Consider the following 17260-nt stretch of genomic DNA (forward strand, 5'->3'; position numbering starts at 1 on the left):
GGCTCGTCATGGCCCGCGCCTCCCACCGGGGTCGGCTACCGCGCCCCGAGCGCGGCGAGCGTGGCGTCGAGATCCGCGGGGCGCGGGCGGTTGTGCGGCAGCTTGCTCAGGATCGCCGCCATGCCGCAGGTGTCGGTGAGCGCGGCGAAGACGAGGCCGCCCGCGACCCCCGCCGACAACAACTCCCAGGCCGGGTGCAGCAGGCCGAGACCCAGCCCGACGAGTACGAGCGCACCGGCGGTGAACCGCACCTGACGCTCCATGGCCCAGGTGGCCCGCGCGCCACCGGACGGGCGGTGCAACTCGTGACCACCGGCCGCCCAGGCGTTCGTACCGCCGGTGAGGTCGGCCGCCGTGACGCCGTGCTCGGCGAGGAGCGCGCAGGCCTTCTCGGAGCGGGCGCCCGACCTGCAGACCACCAACAGTTCGGCGTCGGACTCCTTGAGGACGGGCAGCGCGCGCTCCAACTGGTCGAGCGGGACGTTCAGGGCGCCGGGCAGATGCCCGGAGGCATACTCGCCGGGGGTGCGGACATCGACGACGGTCAGCTCGGACAGCCGCTCGCGGGCCTGGTCGATGCCGAGGGAATGGGGAGCGAGGGGAGTGCACATGGTGGCCTGCGTTCCTTTCCTGCGGGGGGCGGTAAAATACCCCCAAGGGTATGTAGAGGAGTTGAGTGGTCGTGGAGTTGCAGTTCGAAGGCGATGAGCTCAAGTCGGTGCTGAACCGGCTGCGGAGGGCCCAGGGGCAGATCTCCGGGGTGATCAAGATGATCGAGGAGGGGCGTGACTGCGAGGACGTCGTCACGCAGCTCGCCGCTGCCTCCCGCGCCCTGGACCGGGCGGGCTTCGCGATCATCGCCACCGGGCTGCAGCAGTGCCTCACCGACGCTCAGAAGGATGAGCGCAACGGGGAGTCGAACGAGCAGATGCGGGCGCGACTGGAGAAACTGTTCCTGTCGCTGGCGTGAGGGGCGCGGGCTTGCGGGTCGGCCGGTGAGCCGGGCCGTGGAGCGGGCCGTGGGGTGGGCCGTGGCTCAGCCTCGGCCGAGCGATGTGATCGCGTCGATCAGCATGAACGCGGCCACGGCCAGCAGCACCCAGGCGAAGATCCGCCGGAGGGTGTCCCCGGAGACCTTGCCTGCCAGTCGTCGGCCGTCCCAGGCGCCGAGGATCGCGGCCCCGGCGAAGGGGGCGACGACCGCCCAGTCGAGCCCTTCGGCGGCACCCGTCCGGGCCGCGAGCGCGGCGAACGAGTTCACGGTGATGACGAGCAGGCTGGTGCCGACGGCGTCGCGCATGCGCAGGCCCACGACGTTCACCAGGGCCGGCACGGCGAGGAAGCCGCCGCCCACCCCGAGGACGCCGGTGACCCCGCCGAGCCCCGCGCCGGACAGGGCGACCCGGCTCGGCCGTACGGTCGACTCCTCCCGCCGAGTGCCCGAGGGGCGCAGCATCCGGTACGCGGCCAGACCCGCGACCAGGGCGAAGGCCCCGGTGAGCAGAGTGGACGGCAGATTCGCCGACAGCGCGCCGCCGAGTGCCGCGGGCACCAGTCCTGCCACCGCGAACAGGGCCCCGCCGCGCAGGCGGACCGTGCCCGCCCGGAGGTGCGCGGCCAGCGCGGTCGCCGAAGTGACCGTCACGATCACCAGACTCGCGGTGGCCGCCGCGGCCGGGCCGAAGCCGAGCAGATAGACCAGCGCGGGTACGGCGAGCACACTGCCACCTCCGCCCAGCGCCCCGAGCGAGAGCCCGATCACGCCCCCGGCGAGCAGGGCGAGAACGAGGGCGGTCATGCCGCGGGGGCACCGTTCGGCGTGGCAGCGGCGAGGGTCGCGTCCCGTGCCGGGGCGTTGCTCGGGACAGTGTCCGCCATGGGCAACCCCGCCTCGGCCGCCGACGCGAAGCCGTCGTCCACGGCCACGACGTCCCGGCCGGCCGCGTCCAGCAGCGACGCGGCGATGGCGGCGCGCATGCCTCCGGCGCAGTGGACCCAGACCGTGCCGTCGGGTATTTCGGTGAGCCGGTCGCGGAGTTGGTGCACCGGTAGGTGCACCGATCCCGCGATGTGGCCGTCGGCGGCGCGCTCGGAGGTGCGGCGGACGTCGAGGATCACGGCCCCGCCGTCCACCTGGGCCTTGGCCAGGTCGGCGAAGGTGCCGCGTGGGAAGGAGCGCGGACGCTGGCCCTCGCGCAGCCAGTCGGCGGGTGAGCCGGTCGCCGCGGCTGCCGGACGGTCGATGCCGACGCGCACCAACTCCCGTTGAGCCTCTGCGAGTTGGTCCGGGGATTCGGCGAGCAGTGTCACCGGCTTGCCCCACGGCAACAGCCAGGCGAGATACGTGGCGAGCTGCCCCGTCGCCTCGAAGTTCACCGCCCCGGCGACATGCCCCTCGGCGAACGCGACCCGGCGGCGCAGATCCACCACCCACTCGCCCGCCGCCAGCCGCGCGGCGATCTCCTCGGCGCCGGCCGGGGCGGGCGGCGTCAGATCCACCGGCGCCGGCCCCCGCGCGTTGACGGGGCCCATGTGCGCGTAGTACGCCGGTACGTCGTCGAGGCCGGCCAGCAGTTTGGCGACGAAGGTGTCCGCGTCCTTGACCAGGGCCTCGTTGCCGACCCGCTCCCGCCCGATGGTCGTCGTGTCGCCCGCCGCCCGCCCGGCGGAACAGAAGCTGCCGAAGCCGTGCGTCGGCAGGACGGTCGTCTCCTCCGGCAGCCCCTCGGCCAGCCGGTGCGCCGACGCGTGCTGGGCGCGGGCCAGCTCACCCGTGAGCCGGGGCTCGACGAGATCCGGGCGCCCGACCGTGCCGATGAGCAGGGAGCCGCCGGTGAACGCGGCCACCGCCACACCGGCCTCCTCCAGGACGTACGCGGTGTGGTGCGGGGTGTGCCCGGGCGTGGCGACCGCGCGCAGCGTCAGAACCGCGTCGATCTCCACCGCGTCGCCGTCGTGCACCGGCACCCGCTCGTAGGCGACCCGCGCCCCGGCGGGCACCAGGTAGGCGGCGCCGGTCAGCCGGGCGAGCTCCAGTCCGCCGGTGACGTAGTCGTTGTGGACGTGCGTCTCGACGACGTACGCGATCCGCACGCCCCGCCGGGCGGCGGCCGCGATCATCCGGTCGATGTCGCGCGGCGGATCGACCGCCACGGCGCCGCGCGGACCGCCCGCCAGATAGCTCCGGTTGCCCAGCCCCGGCACCTCGATGGTGTCGACGAAGTACACGGCAGCGCTCCTCTCCTCGTTCACTCCGAAAATTACCCCCGGGGGTATGTGGCAACGGTAGCAGATATACCCAGGGGGGTATTCGTTCGCTGCGAGCCGGAGCGGTGGAACAGGCCCCACACAGGTGTCGCGGGCAACTTTTTCGGCCACGGCTCCGCCCGTCCCACAGGCCCTACTCGCTGGTCACTCCGTAGGGTGACCATGGGCGGGAGACTGCCCCATCTCGGATCGACGGAAGGGTTTACCATGGCGCAGGAAGTACGCGGCGTGATCGCACCGGGCAAGAACGAGCCGGTGCGGATCGAGACGATTGTCGTGCCCGACCCGGGGCCGGGGGAGGCCGTGGTGAAGGTGCAGGCGTGCGGGGTGTGCCACACCGACCTGCACTACAAGCAGGGCGGCATCAACGACGACTTCCCCTTCCTGCTCGGCCATGAGGCCGCCGGTGTGGTGGAGTCGGTCGGCGAGGGCGTCACGGACGTCGCCCCCGGCGACTTCGTCATCCTCAACTGGCGTGCGGTGTGCGGCAATTGCCGGGCCTGTCGACGCGGACGCCCCTGGTACTGCTTCAACACCCACAACGCCACCCAGAAGATGACCCTCGCCTCGACCGGCCAGGAACTGTCCCCGGCACTGGGTATCGGCGCCTTCGCGGACAAGACGCTCGTCGCCGCCGGGCAGTGCACCAAGGTCGACCCGGCCGCCGCCCCGGCGGTCGCGGGACTGCTGGGCTGCGGTGTGATGGCCGGCATCGGCGCCGCGATCAACACCGGCAACGTCGGCCGGGGCGACACCGTCGCCGTCATCGGCTGCGGCGGCGTAGGGGACGCGGCCATCGCCGGGTCCCGGCTGGCGGGCGCCGAGAAGATCATCGCCGTCGACATCGACGACCGGAAGCTGACCACCGCCAAGAACATCGGCGCCACCCACACGGTCAACTCCAAGGACACCGACGCCATCGAGGCGATCCGCGAGCTGACCGGCGGCTTCGGCGCCGACGTCGTCATCGAGGCGGTGGGCCGCCCGGAGACGTACAAGCAGGCCTTCTACGCCCGCGACCTGGCCGGTACGGTCGTCCTCGTCGGCGTCCCCACTCCGGAGATGAAGCTCGAACTCCCCCTCCTCGACGTCTTCGGCCGCGGCGGCGCACTGAAGTCCTCCTGGTACGGCGACTGCCTGCCCGACCGCGACTTCCCCATGCTGATCAACCTCTACCTCCAGGGCCGCCTGGACCTGGAGGCTTTCGTCACCGAGACCATCGGACTCGACGACGTGGAGAAGGCCTTCGAGCGGATGCACGGCGGCGACGTCCTGCGCTCGGTGGTGGTCCTCTGATGGCCGCCCGCATCCAACACCTCGTCACGTCGGGCCAGTTCAGCCTCGACGGCGGCACCTGGGATGTCGACAACAACGTCTGGCTCGTCGGCGACGACCACGAGGTGATCGTCATCGACGCCGCTCACGACGCCGACGCGATCGCCGAGGCCGTGGGCGACCGCAGGCTGTCGGCCATCGTCTGCACCCACGCCCACAACGACCACATCGACGCCGCTCCCGCCCTCGCCGAGCGCACCGGCGCGCCGATCTGGCTCCACCCGGACGACCTGCCGCTCTGGAAGCAGACCCACCCCGACCGGCTGCCGGACCACTGGCTGACCGACGGCCAGGTCATCGAGGCCGCCGGGGCCGAACTGACCGTCCTGCACACCCCCGGCCACGCGCCGGGCGCCGTCTGCCTGTACGACCCGGGCCTCGGCACGGTCTTCACCGGCGACACCCTCTTCTCCGGCGGCCCCGGCGCCACCGGCCGTTCCTACTCACACTTCCCGACGATCATCGACTCCATCCGCGCCCGCCTCCTCGCCCTCCCATCCGACACGGTCGTCCGCACCGGCCACGGCGACACCACGACGATCGGAGCCGAGGCTCCACACCTGGGGGAGTGGATCGCGCGCGGCCACTGAGCACGTCGTTCGTCCGCCCCGGTGCCGGGCTGCCGCGAAGGCATGGCAGTCCGGCACCGGGGTCAGGGGCGCGGGGAACTGCGCGACAAGCCGCGACGAACCCGCAGCCGCCCTGCTGCGTGAGCGACCGAGCTCTTGGGCGCCGACCGAGAAGGGGGCGCGGGGAACTGCGCGACAAGCCGCGACGAACCCGCAGCCGCCCTGCTGCGTGAGCGACCGAGCTTCTTGGGCGCCGACCGAGAAGGGGGCGCGGGGAACTGCGCGACAAGCCGCGACGAACCCACAGCCGCCCTGCTGCGTGAGCGACCGAGCTCTTGGGCGCCGACCGAGAAAACCCGACAGAAGACGTCCGGATTGCACGACACCCTCGTGTCGAAGATGCCGGAAGACACCCGGCGTCGGACAAGGTGGCACCCGTCGCACAGGAGGTCGGACATGTCGGAGCCGTCGAACATGGTGAAGCCGCTGGAAGGCAAGGTCGCCCTGGTCGCGGGGGCCTCGCGCGGAGCGGGCCGCGGAATCGCCGTGGAGCTGGGGGCGGCCGGGGCGACGGTGTACGTGACCGGGCGCTCCACGCGCGAGCGACGCTCGGAGTACGACCGCCCGGAGACCCTGGAGGACACCGCCGACCTGGTCACCGAGGCGGGCGGCCAGGGCATCGCCGTACCCACCGACCATCTCGAACCGGCGCAGGTCCGGACCCTCGTGGACCGGATCGCCGACGAGCAGGACCGACTCGACGTCCTCGTCAACGATGTCTGGGGCGGCGAGAAGCTCTTCGAGTGGGACACCCCGGTCTGGGACCACGACCTCGACAACGGCCTGCGGCTCCTGCGCCTCGCCGTCGAGACCCACGCCATCACCAACCACATCGCACTGCCCCTGCTGCTGCGCCACCCCGGCGGCCTGGTGGTGGAGATGACGGACGGCACGGCCGAGTACAACGGGGCCAACTACCGGAACTCCTTCTTCTACGACCTCGCCAAGGCGTCCGTCCTGCGCATGGCGTTCGCCCTCGGCCATGAACTGGGCCCGCGCGGCGCCACCGCCGTAGCCCTCACCCCTGGCTGGCTCCGCTCGGAGATGATGCTCGACGGGTTCGGTGTCACCGAGGACAACTGGCGCGACGCCCTCGACCGCGTCCCCCACTTCGCCATCTCCGAGACGCCCCGCTACGTCGGCCGGGCCGTCGCCGCCCTCGCCGCCGACCCCGAGGTCGCCCGTTTCAACGGCGACTCCCTCTCCAGCGGCTCCCTCGCCCGGACCTACGGCTTCACCGACCTCGACGGCAGCCGGCCGGACGCCTGGCGCTACCTCGTCGAGGTCCAGGACGCGGGCAGGCCGGCGGACACGACCGGCTACCGCTGAACCACGGTCACGGGCGATTCGTCGGCGCGGACGGCGGCGCGGACGGAGGCGTGGACGGAGGCGTGGACGGAGGCGTGGACGGAGGCGTGAACCCCGTCGTCGGCGCGGACGGCAGCTGCCAGCGCGCCGAGTGGCCGGGCGGCAGCGCCAGGTCCTCCCGTACGGCGGTGTAGTAGGCCTCCCGCCCGGCGCGCTGCCGCTCCAGCAGAACCTGCCAGGCCTGCGGGTCCCGGGTCCCGGCGCGCAGGAACTCCTCCATCCTCATCACCGTGACGACCCAGGCGCGGGCCTTCTCCACCACCTCGGGGCTGCCGAGGAGCAGCAGCGTCTCGCCGGAGGGGTCCCGGGCGACCGTCGCCTCCGCCATGAAGGGCGCGGCCTCTTCCGGCGACAAAGGGTGGGGATGCGGGTCGTTGCCGAGGTGGGAGGCGACCCGGTAGGTCAGGGTGATCGACTGCTTCAGGGCCCGTGCCCAGTCGGCGTACACCGTGAGCCGCCGCTCCTCCCAACGGGTCGCCTGCTCGCGCCGGAACCGGACCTGCTCGCCCCGCATCACCACCAGATACGAGCCGAGCGCGCCTATCACCACACCGAGCAGGGCCGGGAGTTGCTGGATGAAGGTTGACATGACCAGACGGTAACCGGGACGAAGATCGCGTCGCATCTGTCCCGGTGATCTGCCGCGCACTACGTTCTGCCGTATGCATACGACGGGACGCTTCGAGGGGTACGGGGTTCTCATCACGGGCGCGGCGCGCGGCATCGGCGCGGCCACGGCCCGGCGACTGGCCGAGGAGGGGGCCCAGGTGCTCGTCACCGACGTGGACCTGGCGGCGGCCGAGCGGACCGTGACGGAGCTGCGGGGGCAGGGGCTGGCCGCAGAGGCGTACCGGTGCGACGTCGGGGACCGGGAGTCCGTGGAGGCGGCGGTCGCGCACGCGGTGTCGGCCCTCGGCTCGCTCGACGTCCTGGTCAACAACGCATTCGGGTGCACCCCGGACGTGCCGCTCTTCGAGGACACCCCGGACGAGACCTGGGCCCGCGACCTCGACCTCACCCTGACCAGCGCGTTCCGCTGCTCCCGCGCGGCCCTGCCGCACCTGGTGGCCTCGGGGCGCGGGGCGATCGTCAACATCGGCTCCGTCAACGGCCTCCAGGACTTCGGCAACCACGCCTACAGCGCCGCCAAGGCCGGCCTCATCTCCCTCACCCGCACCCTCGCCGGCGACGCCGCACCCCGCGGCGTCCGCGTCAACCTGGTCGCCCCCGGCACGATCCGCACCCCCGGCTGGGCGGGCCGCGAGTCCCACCTTGACGACCTCGCCGAGATCTACCCCCTGGGCCGCGTGGGCGAGCCGACCGACATCGCGGCGGCCGTAGCCTTCCTGGCTTCCCGGGACGCCGCCTGGATCACCGGCACGACCCTGCGCGTGGATGGCGGCCTGCTGGCTGTCAACACGTCGTTCGACCGTGCGGCACGAGCATGGAGAGAGGCGGAAGGAGACGCGCGCTGAAGGGACGCGGGGTTGTATCGATATGCGGCTCCGCCGCGTGGGCGCGACCAGCCACGAACCACCGGCAGTCGACCCCCGGCCCCAGGTCCCACGGCGCTCAACTCACCCCATCGCCCCCACGATCCCGTCCCAGAATCGAGACCGCGCCTCCAACGCCAGCGTCGCCGTCTCCACCGCCTCCTGCCACCGCCCGTCCTCCCCTCCGCACAGATCCGCCACCATCGCCATCGCCATCGGCGTGTGCTCCTCCCCGTCCACCTCGATGTGCCGCGCGAGATAGTCGCAGAACAACGGGAACCGCTCCGTGCCCTCCTTCTTGATGACCTGGTCGAACATGTCCGGGATCAGGTCCTCCCGGGAGAACGCGAAGGCGGCGGCCCGGCAGTGCAGCGGCCGCTCCCCGATGATCTCGAAGGTCGTACGGACGAACTCGGCCGCGGGGCCCGGCACTTGGGCGACCCGCAGCGCCGCCGGCACCTCGTGGCCCTCGCCGATGAGCCCGAGGAAGGTGTCGAGGCGGGAGGTGTCCGCGCCGGCCTCGCCCATGCCCGACCGGTACAGCTCGAAGTGACTGGTGAACCCGCCGTTCAGCTCGTCGCTCTCCTCGACCAGCACGATGTCGTTGATGAGCCGCCGGCTGACCTCGGACCCGCGCGGCACCCAGGGGACGTCCACACAGGTCAGGTCCCGCTGGAGGGACTTGAGGAGGGACATGAAGTCCCACACCGCGAATACGTGGTGCTCCATGAACACCGCCATATCGGCGCGGCTGTTGATGCGCTGATAGATCGGATGCGCGGTGACTTCTTTCCGCGCGGGTTCGATCGCGGAGCGCGCCCGGTCGATTCCCTCGTGGTTCATATCCCAGTCGTACCTGGACATGACTCTCCTTCACCTTTTTGCCATTTCCCCCGGATCCTGTTTGCGATGGTGCGCCAGTTCCGCTTGCCCGGGCAAGCGCTTCCGGGAATTGCCGGAAGTTACCCCGGCGTACTCCTCGACAGAACGCGTCAAGGCGTCTGAAAGACCGTCATAAACGTACGATCCGGACACCTTGAAAATGTTCGTTGAAGATTTGAACGGGGCCTCTGTCCTTCGCGTATTCGACGGCGTGAGCAGGAATCCCGTTACCGTCACCGTCGCGTACCACGTGGTGCCGGGGCGTGAGGCCGACTTCCACTCCTGGGGGTGGGCCGCGCTGCGTACAAGTGCGCAGCAGCCGGGTTTTCTGGGGGGTGGCGTACTCGTCGATGGAGAGGCGGAGTGGCATGTGGTCTACCGCTTCGACAGCGAGGATTCGGCTCGGACCTGGGAGAACTCCGTGGTCTGGGCCCAGTGGTCGGCCCGCGTCGATGGACTGGCCCGGGAGACCGACCGCCGGAGCATCACGGGTTCCAAGGCCTGGTTCGACTCCCAGACCTCCCGAGCCCCGGCGCCGGCCGGCCCTCCGGGGCCACCCCCGAAATGGAAACTGTGGTTGGTGAATATGAGCGCGGTCTTCCCGCCTGTGCTCTTATTCAACCTGGCGATACTTCCCTATCTCAACGACCTGAATCCGCTTTTCCGTACACTTCTGCTGTGTCTGTCCGTGACAGCCATCGTCACCTGGATTCTCATGCCGAGACTCCAGCGATTCCTGAAGAAATGGCTGTACCCGCCGCTGCAGGCGCTGCGCGGCCGGCACAAACGACGGACCGCCTAGGTCCGAGAACGATCAGAGGGGGGTGGGCTTGGTGAAGACCCTGCTCATCGACAATTATGACTCGTACACGTACAACCTGTTCCAGCTGATCGCCGAGGTCAACGGCGAGGAACCGGTGGTGGTGCTCAACGACGCTCCGGTCGACGACATTCCGGAGCTGCGCGAATTCGACAACGTGGTGGTGTCGCCGGGACCCGGGCATCCCTCGCAGCCGCGCGACTTCGGTATCGCCGCCCGGGTGATCGCCGAGGCCGACATCCCCGTACTGGGCGTCTGCCTGGGCCATCAGGGCATCGCGGTGGGGGAGCGCGCCGATGTCGAGCCCGCCCCGTGGCCCCGCCACGGGCACCTGTCCACGGTCCGGCACGACGGCCGCGACCTGTTCCACGGCCTGCCGCAGAACTTCACGGTCGTCCGCTACCACTCGTTGTCCGTGCGCGAGCCGCTGCCGCCGACCCTGGAGGCCACCGCCTGGTCCGAGGACGGCGTCCTCATGGGCCTGCGCCATCGCGAACGACCGCTGTGGGGCGTCCAGTTCCACCCCGAGTCGATCCTCACCGACCACGGCCACCGCCTACTGATCAACTTCCGCAACCTCACGGCGGAACGGACCGGTAGCCCGCGTACCAAGAACACCGCGGTCACCCCCCTCGGCGGCACGATCCCCCGCCCCCGGCGGGCTCCCGGTTCCGCCTACCGGCTGCACACCCGCCGTATCGCGGGCGCCGTCGACGCCGAGGCCGCTTTCACGCGCATGTACGCCGACGCGCCGCACGCGTTCTGGCTGGACAGCTCCCGGGTCGAGCCCGGCCTGTCGCGGTTCTCGTTCTTCGGCGACGGCGGCGGTCCGCTCGCCGAGGTCGTCCGCTACGACGTCGGCAGCGGCCTGTGCGAGATCGAGCGGGAGGGGCGGCCCACCCGCCGGGTCCAGGCGAGCGTCTTCGACTATCTGAAGCGGCAGCTGGCGAGCCGCAAGGTCGACGCGACGGGCCTGCCCTTCGACTTCACGGGCGGCTACGTCGGCTACTTCGGCTACGAACTCAAGGCCGACACCGGCTCCCCGAACCGGCACAAGGCCGAAACCCCGGACGCCTCCTGGCTGTTCGCGGACCGGCTGATCGCCGTGGACCACGAGGAGGGCTTCACCTACGCGGTGTGCCTGTCCGAGGACACCCCGGCGGCGTCCCGCGAGGCAGGCGACTGGCTCGACACCGCGCTGGCCCAGCTGACCTTCGTCTCCTCGGACGCCACGGTCCCCCTGAGGTCGGCCGCACCGCCCTACCCGCGCGCCGCCGAGCCCTGGCTCGTCCGCGACCGCGCCACGTACCTCGCCGACATCGAGGCCTGCAAGGCGGAGCTGAACGCGGGCACGAGCTACGAGATCTGTCTGACCAACGCGGCCCGGTTACCCGCGCCGTACGACCCGTACGACTTCTACCGGGTGCTGCGCCGGATCAACCCGGCCCCGTACGCCGCCTTCCTCAGGTTCGGAGACCTCGACATCGCGGGCTCGTCGCCCGAGCGCTTCCTGCGGATCACCCGCGACGGCATCGCCGAGGCCAAGCCCATCAAGGGCACCGCGCCCCGGGGCAGCACCCCGGAGGAGGACGACCGGCTGCGGGACGAACTGGCGGCGGACGCCAAGACACGCGCCGAGAACCTGATGATCGTCGACCTGCTCCGCAACGACCTGGGCCGGGTCTCCCGGACCGGCTCCGTGAAGGTCACGCGTCTCATGGCCACCGAGACGTACGCCACCGTGCACCAGCTGGTCTCCACCGTCGAGGGCAGGCTGCGCGAGGGCACCGACGCCGTCGACTGCATCCGGGCCTGCTTCCCGGGCGGGTCGATGACCGGGGCGCCCAAGCTCCGCACGATGGAGATCATCGACTCGCTGGAGACCGAGGCGCGGGGCGTGTACTCGGGAGCCCTCGGCTACCTCGGGTGCAGCGGCGGCGCGGACCTCAACATCGTCATCCGTACCGCCGTGTTCCAGGGCGGCCGTATGCATCTGGGCGCGGGCGGCGCGATCGTCCTCGACTCCGATCCGGCCGCCGAGTACGACGAGATGCTGCTGAAGACCGCGGCACTGATGCGGGCCCACCGGGAGCACGCCTCCGCCCCGGCAGTCACCGAGGAGCCGACGCGATGACGATCACGACGACATCCCAGCCGACCCAGCCCACCCGGCTCCCCGCCGACGCCGGCGCCCCCGGCAACCTCGCGGCCCATCTCGCCGCCCTCGCCGAACGCCGTGGCTGGGCCGACCGCCCCGCCTTCCACCAGGGTCACCGGGCCTACTCCCACGGCGAGGTCCACGACCTCGCGGCCCGCGCCGCCACGGTCCTCACCGACCACGGAGTCCGCCCCGGCGACCGCGTCCTGCTCGCCCTGCCGGACTCCGTCACCTGGGTGACCACGTTCCTCGCCCTGGCCCGCCTGGGCGCGGTGGCGGTCCTGGTCAACCCCGAACTCACCCCACCCGAACTCCAGTTCATGGCCGAGGACACAGAAGCAGTTCTGTGGGTGACCGGCCCAGGGCTCGACAACCACTTCCCGGCCCGCAACGCCGTGCCCCGTCAGAGGCGCGGGGCTGTGACACACGCGGCTGCGCAGCGTGGGCGCGACCAGCCACAGACGACCAGCACTGTGAAAACGACCGTCCCGGCGCCCCGCCTCGGAGGCGACCAACTGATCGCTCTGAGCACCACAGCCACACCCACCACCCACGCCCACCCGGTCGACGCCCACAGCCCCCTGTACATCCAGTACACCTCCGGAACGACCGGCCACCCCAAGGGCGTCGTACACGTCCACGGCGACCCCAAGACGTACCACGACCTCATCGGCCGCCGACTGCTCCGCGTCACCCCGGACGACGTCACCCTGTCCGTCTCCCGGCTGTACTTCGCCTACGGCTTCGGCAACGCTCTCGTCTTCCCCCTCTTCTCGGGCTCCTCCGCCGTACTGGCCGACCGCCGCCCCACCCCGGCCGCCGTCGACGAACTCGTCGCCCGGCACCGCGTGACGCTCCTCTACTCGGTGCCGTCGGCGTACGCCGCCCTGGTCGCCGACCGGGCCAACGGCCACGAGGACTGCTTCGCCTCGGTGCGCGCGGCGGTGTCGGCCGGCGAGGGCATGCCCGCCGGACTCGGCAAGCAGGTGACCGAGCTGCTCGGCGCCCCCGTCCTCGAACAGATCGGCTCCACCGAGGCCGGCCACGCCTTCTGCGCCAACAGCTTCGACCACAACCACCCCGGCACGGTCGGCCGCCCCGTCCCCGGCTTCGAGGTCGAACTCCGCGACCGCGCGGGTGCGCAGGTCGCGGACGGCGAGGCGGGCGAACTCTGGGTGCGTGGCCCGACGGTGACGCCCGGCTACCTCAACCGGCCCGAGGAGACCGAGCGCGCCCTCGTCGGCGGCTGGCTCAACACCCGGGACCGGGCCGTCCGTGAACCCGACGGCACCTACCGGCATCTGGGCCGGGCCGACGACATGGAGATGGTCGGCGGCATCACCGTCTCCCCGCTGGAGGTGGAGGCCCTGCTGCGCACCCACCCCGGGGTCCGGGACGTCGCCGTCACGGCCGTCACCGACGAGCGCGGCGCCAGCAAGCTGCGGGCCTTCGTCATCCCCGTCCCGCCCATCGGCGTGGGCCTGGAGGCCGAACTGATCTGCTTGGCCCGCGACAGACTCGCCGCCTTCAAGGTCCCCCGCAGCGTCAGCTTCGTGCCCACGCTGCCCCGCACCGCGACCGGCAAGCTCCGCCGGCACCTCGTCCGCCAAGGGGCGTGGTGAGCCATGGCCGTCACCACCACCCCCGCAGAAAGGTTCGGTCCCATGCGAGACCAGCTCCAGGCCGATCGGCAGCCCGCCCTCGCCGGTGGCCGTGGCTTCTACCTGGGTTCGATGTTCAGAGAGGCCGCCGACCGCCACGGTCACGTCTTCGTCACCCTGGACCGGCCCCTCGACGTCAACCCCGACCTCGGGACCGACCTCGCCTACACGACCCTCGCCGACGTGGTCGACGAGCTCTCCGGCCGCCTCTGGGAAGCGGGCGTGCGCCCCTCCGAGGAGGTGGTCGTCCACAAGACCGACAACGTCGACATCGTGCTGCTCACCTGCGCGGTCTCCCGGATCGGCGCCGTCCCCGTCCTGCTGTCGCCCGGCCTCGCGGGCCCGGTGGTCGGACAACTCCTCGAACGCCTTCACAAGCCCTGGCTGATCACCGACCGGGCCAAGCTCGAAGGCCCCCTGAAGGACGTCGCACTCACCGGCCTCGTACGGAGCACGCTCTCCGTCGACGACGCCCCCGGCGCCGAACCGCTGCAGAAGTACGCGGGCGCCCCGACCCCGGCAGCCGTCCGCCTCCACCCCCGCGACCCCTCCCTCATCACCCACAGCTCCGGCACCACAGGCCTCCCCAAGCTGGCCGTGCACTGCCCGAACACCATGTGGAACCGGCTCGTCCCGCAGAAGGCCATGGGCTGGCCCACGCGCGGCGAGACCGCCGCCCTGCACATGTCGTTCGTGCACTCGCGCTTCTACCATCTGCTCGGCGTCCTGCTGCACTTCGGCAGCCCGCTGGTCCTGATCATCGACCCGGAACCGTCGAACGTGGGCCCGCTCCTCGCCCGCCACCGCCCCGGCATCGTCGAGACCCACCCCAACACCTTCGTCCTGTGGGAGGAGTTGGCCGACGCGCCCGGAGCGCCGCTGTCCCGCGTCCGCTCGTACGGCTCCACGTTCGACGCGATCCACCCGCGGACCGTGCAGCGGCTCCTCGACGCGTCCAAGCGGCGCTCGCCGTGGCTCATCCAGCTGTACGGGCAGAGTGAGACGGGTCCGGTCGCCTTCCAGTGGTTCACCCGCCGCAGCGCCGCCCGCGCCGACGGCCGCCGGGTCGGCATCGGCATCCCCGGCTTCACCCGCGTCCGGGTCGCCGACGACGCCGGGCGGCGGGTCGGCCCCGGCACCGCCGGCCGCATCGAGGCCCGCACCCGGGGCCGCATCCTCACCTACCTCGGTGCCCGGGAGCGCTATCTGCGCCAACTCGACAGCGGCTGGTGGCAGATGGGCGACATGGGCTACCAGAGCCGCTGGGGCGCCCTCTACCTCATCGACCGCGAGATCGACCAGATCGACTCCGTGCACAGCAACCTGGAGGTCGAGGACACCCTGATGTCCCGCCTGGAGGAGCTGCGTGAGGTCGTCATCGTCCCCGGCGTCGACCGTGAAGCCGTCCCCGTGGTCTGCGTACGCGGCGAACGCCCCCTGGACCTGAGCCGCTGGCGCGAGGCCACCGCCGACCTGCCGACCATGGCGGAGCCGAGGCAGTGGCGGTTCGAGGAACTGCCGATGACCTCCACCTGGAAGGTCAAGCGGGTCGAGATCACCCGCATGCTCACCGAAAGCACCCGCACATGACCACCCCCGCCCCCGTTCTCGTCGTGGGCGCCGGACCCGTGGGCCTCTCCGCCGCCCTCGCCCTGCGCGCCCACGACCTCCCCGTCACTCTGCTCGAAGCCGACCCCGAGGGCCGCGAACGCCCGGGCAGTCGCGCCCTGTTCGTGCACCGCGAGACCCTGGAACTGCTGGAGGAGATGCACCCGGGACTCGCGGTCAAGATCGCCGCGTACGGCCAGACCTGGCACACCAAACGCACCCTGTACCGGGGCCGCGAGGTGTACGCCCGCACCTTCCCGCCGACCACCGGCACCCCGCCCTTCACCAGCCTCCGCCAGGTCGACACCGAGCGCTTCCTGCTCGCCGCCTGCCAGGACGCCGGCGTGGAGTTCGTGTGGGACGCGCGGATCACCGGCGTACGGACCGACCCGGCCGGAGTGACCCTCACGGGCGAGGACGGCCGTACCTGGACGGGCACCCACGCCATCGCCGCCGACGGCGCCCGCTCGGCCGTACGACGCGAACTGGGCATCCCGCTGGAGGGCACCCACGGCGAGGGCTTCCACGTCGTAGCGGACGTCGCCGACATCCCCGGCGCCGAACTGCCCCTGGAACGGGTCTTCCACTACGAGCACCCCGCGCTCGGCGGCCGCAGCGTCATGCGGGTGCCGTTCACCGGCGGCTTCCAGCTCGACCTCCAGTGCCGCGACGACGACGCGACGGAGGAGTTCGGCAGCAAGGAGGCCGTTCGGCGCTGGCTGCCGGAGGTCGTTGGCGACGGGTACGGCGAGCGCATCCTGTGGGTGTCGACATACCGCTTCCTGCGAAAGGTCGCCGCCGTCTTCACCGACCCGCACCACCGGGTGCTGCTGGCCGGCGAGGCGGCCCATCTCTTCCCGCCGTTCGGGGCACGCGGCATGAACAGCGGCATCGCCGACGCGGCCGCCGCCGCTCGCGCGATCGCCGACGGCACAACCGAAGCGGTGGCCTCCTTCGCCGAGGTCCGGCGCTCGGCCGGTCTGTTCAACAGTGCCGCCGCCGGCACGGCCCTGGACCATCTGCGGCCCCGGCGCCGCATCGTCCGCGTCAAGCAGCGGGCGGCGGCGGCCCTCGCCCCCGTGGTGCCCCGCTGCGGCGCCTGGCTGGAGCACGCGCCCTACGGACCGCGGCACGGATCCCCGGCCGTCGCGGGCCGTAAGTACTGAACGGAGCACTGAGTGACACAACCCGCCATCGCGGAAGGTCTGCTGACCTGGTCACCCGAACACGGCCTCGTCCCCGGCCAGGCACAGGGCGGACGCCTCCTCGTCGCGGACTCGTGGCTGCTGCGCGACGGACGGGTGCGCGGCTTCGACCGGCACCGCGAACGGTTCCTGCGGTCCTGCGGCGAGTGCGGCGCACCGCGCCTGGGACAGGTCGTCGACTTCTGGCAGGACATGACCCGTGCCCTGCCGCGCACGGGGGAGTGGTTCCCCCGGGTCGAACTCGTCTCAGGATCACTGGAGTTGAGGGTTCTGCTGCGTCCCGCGCCGACCCGTACGGCCGACGTGCGGGTGTGGGCGGCCGGTCAGCCCGACCCGCGTACCGTGCCCCGCCGCAAGGGGCCGGACCTGGACGCCCTGGCCCGCGTGCGCAGACGGGCGTCCGGTGCCGACGCCGACGAGGCCGTGCTCATCGCGCCCTCCGGCCTGGTGCTGGAGGCCGCCAACTCCAGCCTCTTCTGGTGGGAGGACGACACCCTCTGCCTGCCGCCGCCCCGCCTGCCCCTCCTCCCCGGCGTCACCATGGCCCTCGTCCAGGAGCGGGCCGCCCGCACCGGCGTCCGGGTCGCCCACCGCGAACGCTCCCTGGCCGAGCTGGACGGCCGCGAGGTGTGGCTCGTCAACGCCCTCCAGGGCATCCGCCCGGTCGCCGCCTGGACCGGCCGCCCGATGACCCCGGGCCCGGCCGTCCACGCCCCGGAATGGCGGAAATGGCTGGACGGTCTCATGGAGCCGCTGCCGGACCACTGAATTCACAGCGATATACGGGCGCGCAGAAGCGCCGGGCCGAAGGGAATTCGGCCCGGCGCTCAAAGG

16 protein-coding genes are annotated in these 17260 nt (G+C 71.7%); 11 read left to right on the forward strand and 5 right to left on the reverse strand.

Annotated features, from left to right (window positions below):
* Positions 1–35: 35 nt before the first annotated feature.
* Positions 36–611: a rhodanese-like domain-containing protein gene (locus ACFU53_RS38965; RefSeq protein WP_384003904.1), complete on the reverse strand. Its 576-nt coding sequence runs from the start codon at positions 609–611 to the stop codon at positions 36–38.
* Positions 612–682: 71 nt separating this feature from the next.
* Between ACFU53_RS38965 and ACFU53_RS38970 the strand changes: the two genes are divergently transcribed.
* Positions 683–970 carry a metal-sensitive transcriptional regulator gene (locus ACFU53_RS38970; RefSeq protein ID WP_384003907.1) on the forward strand — a complete coding sequence of 96 codons (288 nt, stop codon included), beginning with the start codon at positions 683–685 and terminating at the stop codon, positions 968–970.
* Positions 971–1036: 66 nt separating this feature from the next.
* Here ACFU53_RS38970 and ACFU53_RS38975 read toward each other — a convergent pair whose 3' ends face one another.
* Positions 1037–1798 carry a sulfite exporter TauE/SafE family protein gene (locus ACFU53_RS38975; RefSeq protein WP_384003910.1) on the reverse strand — a complete coding sequence of 254 codons (762 nt, stop codon included), beginning with the start codon at positions 1796–1798 and terminating at the stop codon, positions 1037–1039.
* Positions 1795–3228 (reverse strand): rhodanese-like domain-containing protein, encoded by a 1434-nt coding sequence (locus ACFU53_RS38980; protein WP_384003913.1) that lies wholly within the window; start codon positions 3226–3228, stop codon positions 1795–1797. The genes ACFU53_RS38975 and ACFU53_RS38980 overlap by 4 nt, the downstream gene beginning before the upstream one ends.
* Before the next feature lie 246 nt (positions 3229–3474).
* On the opposite strand from ACFU53_RS38980, the gene ACFU53_RS38985 reads away from it, so the two are divergent.
* The 3 genes from ACFU53_RS38985 (at position 3475) to ACFU53_RS38995 (ending at position 6560) form a co-directional block, all read left to right on the forward strand.
* Positions 3475–4563 carry an S-(hydroxymethyl)mycothiol dehydrogenase gene (locus ACFU53_RS38985; RefSeq protein WP_384003917.1) on the forward strand — a complete coding sequence of 363 codons (1089 nt, stop codon included), beginning with the start codon at positions 3475–3477 and terminating at the stop codon, positions 4561–4563.
* Positions 4563–5192 (forward strand): MBL fold metallo-hydrolase, encoded by a 630-nt coding sequence (locus ACFU53_RS38990; protein WP_384003919.1) that lies wholly within the window; start codon positions 4563–4565, stop codon positions 5190–5192. The genes ACFU53_RS38985 and ACFU53_RS38990 overlap by 1 nt, the downstream gene beginning before the upstream one ends.
* 453 nt (positions 5193–5645) lie before the next feature.
* Positions 5646–6560: an SDR family oxidoreductase gene (locus ACFU53_RS38995; RefSeq protein ID WP_384003944.1), complete on the forward strand. Its 915-nt coding sequence runs from the start codon at positions 5646–5648 to the stop codon at positions 6558–6560.
* 7 nt (positions 6561–6567) lie between these two features.
* On the opposite strand, the gene ACFU53_RS39000 is transcribed toward ACFU53_RS38995, so the two are convergent.
* Complete coding sequence (locus ACFU53_RS39000; RefSeq protein ID WP_384003922.1) at positions 6568–7188, reverse strand: hypothetical protein; 621 nt, start codon at positions 7186–7188, stop codon at positions 6568–6570.
* Positions 7189–7261: 73 nt separating this feature from the next.
* Here ACFU53_RS39000 and ACFU53_RS39005 point away from each other — a divergent pair, with 73 nt between their 5' ends.
* Complete coding sequence (locus ACFU53_RS39005; protein ID WP_384003925.1) at positions 7262–8074, forward strand: SDR family NAD(P)-dependent oxidoreductase; 813 nt, start codon at positions 7262–7264, stop codon at positions 8072–8074.
* A gap of 102 nt (positions 8075–8176) precedes the next feature.
* On the opposite strand, the gene ACFU53_RS39010 is transcribed toward ACFU53_RS39005, so the two are convergent.
* On the reverse strand, positions 8177–8956 hold the full coding sequence (locus ACFU53_RS39010; protein ID WP_384003927.1) for a DUF3050 domain-containing protein: 780 nt from the start codon (positions 8954–8956) through the stop codon (positions 8177–8179).
* Positions 8957–9134: 178 nt separating this feature from the next.
* Between ACFU53_RS39010 and ACFU53_RS39015 the strand changes: the two genes are divergently transcribed.
* The 6 genes from ACFU53_RS39015 to ACFU53_RS39040 are packed head-to-tail and all read left to right on the forward strand — an operon-like array spanning position 9135 to position 17194.
* Entirely contained in the window at positions 9135–9776 is a 642-nt protein-coding gene (locus ACFU53_RS39015) for an antibiotic biosynthesis monooxygenase (protein WP_384003930.1), read from the forward strand.
* 31 nt (positions 9777–9807) lie between these two features.
* A complete protein-coding gene (gene pabB, locus ACFU53_RS39020; protein ID WP_384003946.1) occupies positions 9808–11928 on the forward strand; it encodes an aminodeoxychorismate synthase component I in 2121 nt (706 codons plus the stop codon).
* Positions 11925–13574: a benzoate-CoA ligase family protein gene (locus ACFU53_RS39025; protein WP_384003932.1), complete on the forward strand. Its 1650-nt coding sequence runs from the start codon at positions 11925–11927 to the stop codon at positions 13572–13574. The genes pabB and ACFU53_RS39025 overlap by 4 nt, the downstream gene beginning before the upstream one ends.
* Positions 13575–13616: 42 nt before the next feature.
* Positions 13617–15203: a class I adenylate-forming enzyme family protein gene (locus tag ACFU53_RS39030; protein WP_384003935.1), complete on the forward strand. Its 1587-nt coding sequence runs from the start codon at positions 13617–13619 to the stop codon at positions 15201–15203.
* Positions 15200–16387: an FAD-dependent monooxygenase gene (locus ACFU53_RS39035; RefSeq protein WP_384003938.1), complete on the forward strand. Its 1188-nt coding sequence runs from the start codon at positions 15200–15202 to the stop codon at positions 16385–16387. Before ACFU53_RS39030 ends, ACFU53_RS39035 begins: the two co-directional genes overlap by 4 nt.
* Positions 16388–16399: 12 nt before the next feature.
* On the forward strand, positions 16400–17194 hold the full coding sequence (locus tag ACFU53_RS39040; protein ID WP_384003941.1) for an aminotransferase class IV: 795 nt from the start codon (positions 16400–16402) through the stop codon (positions 17192–17194).
* Positions 17195–17260: the final 66 nt, after the last annotated feature.

The organism is Streptomyces sp. NPDC057474 (assembly GCF_042802555.1).
Lineage (GTDB): Bacteria > Actinomycetota > Actinomycetes > Streptomycetales > Streptomycetaceae > Streptomyces.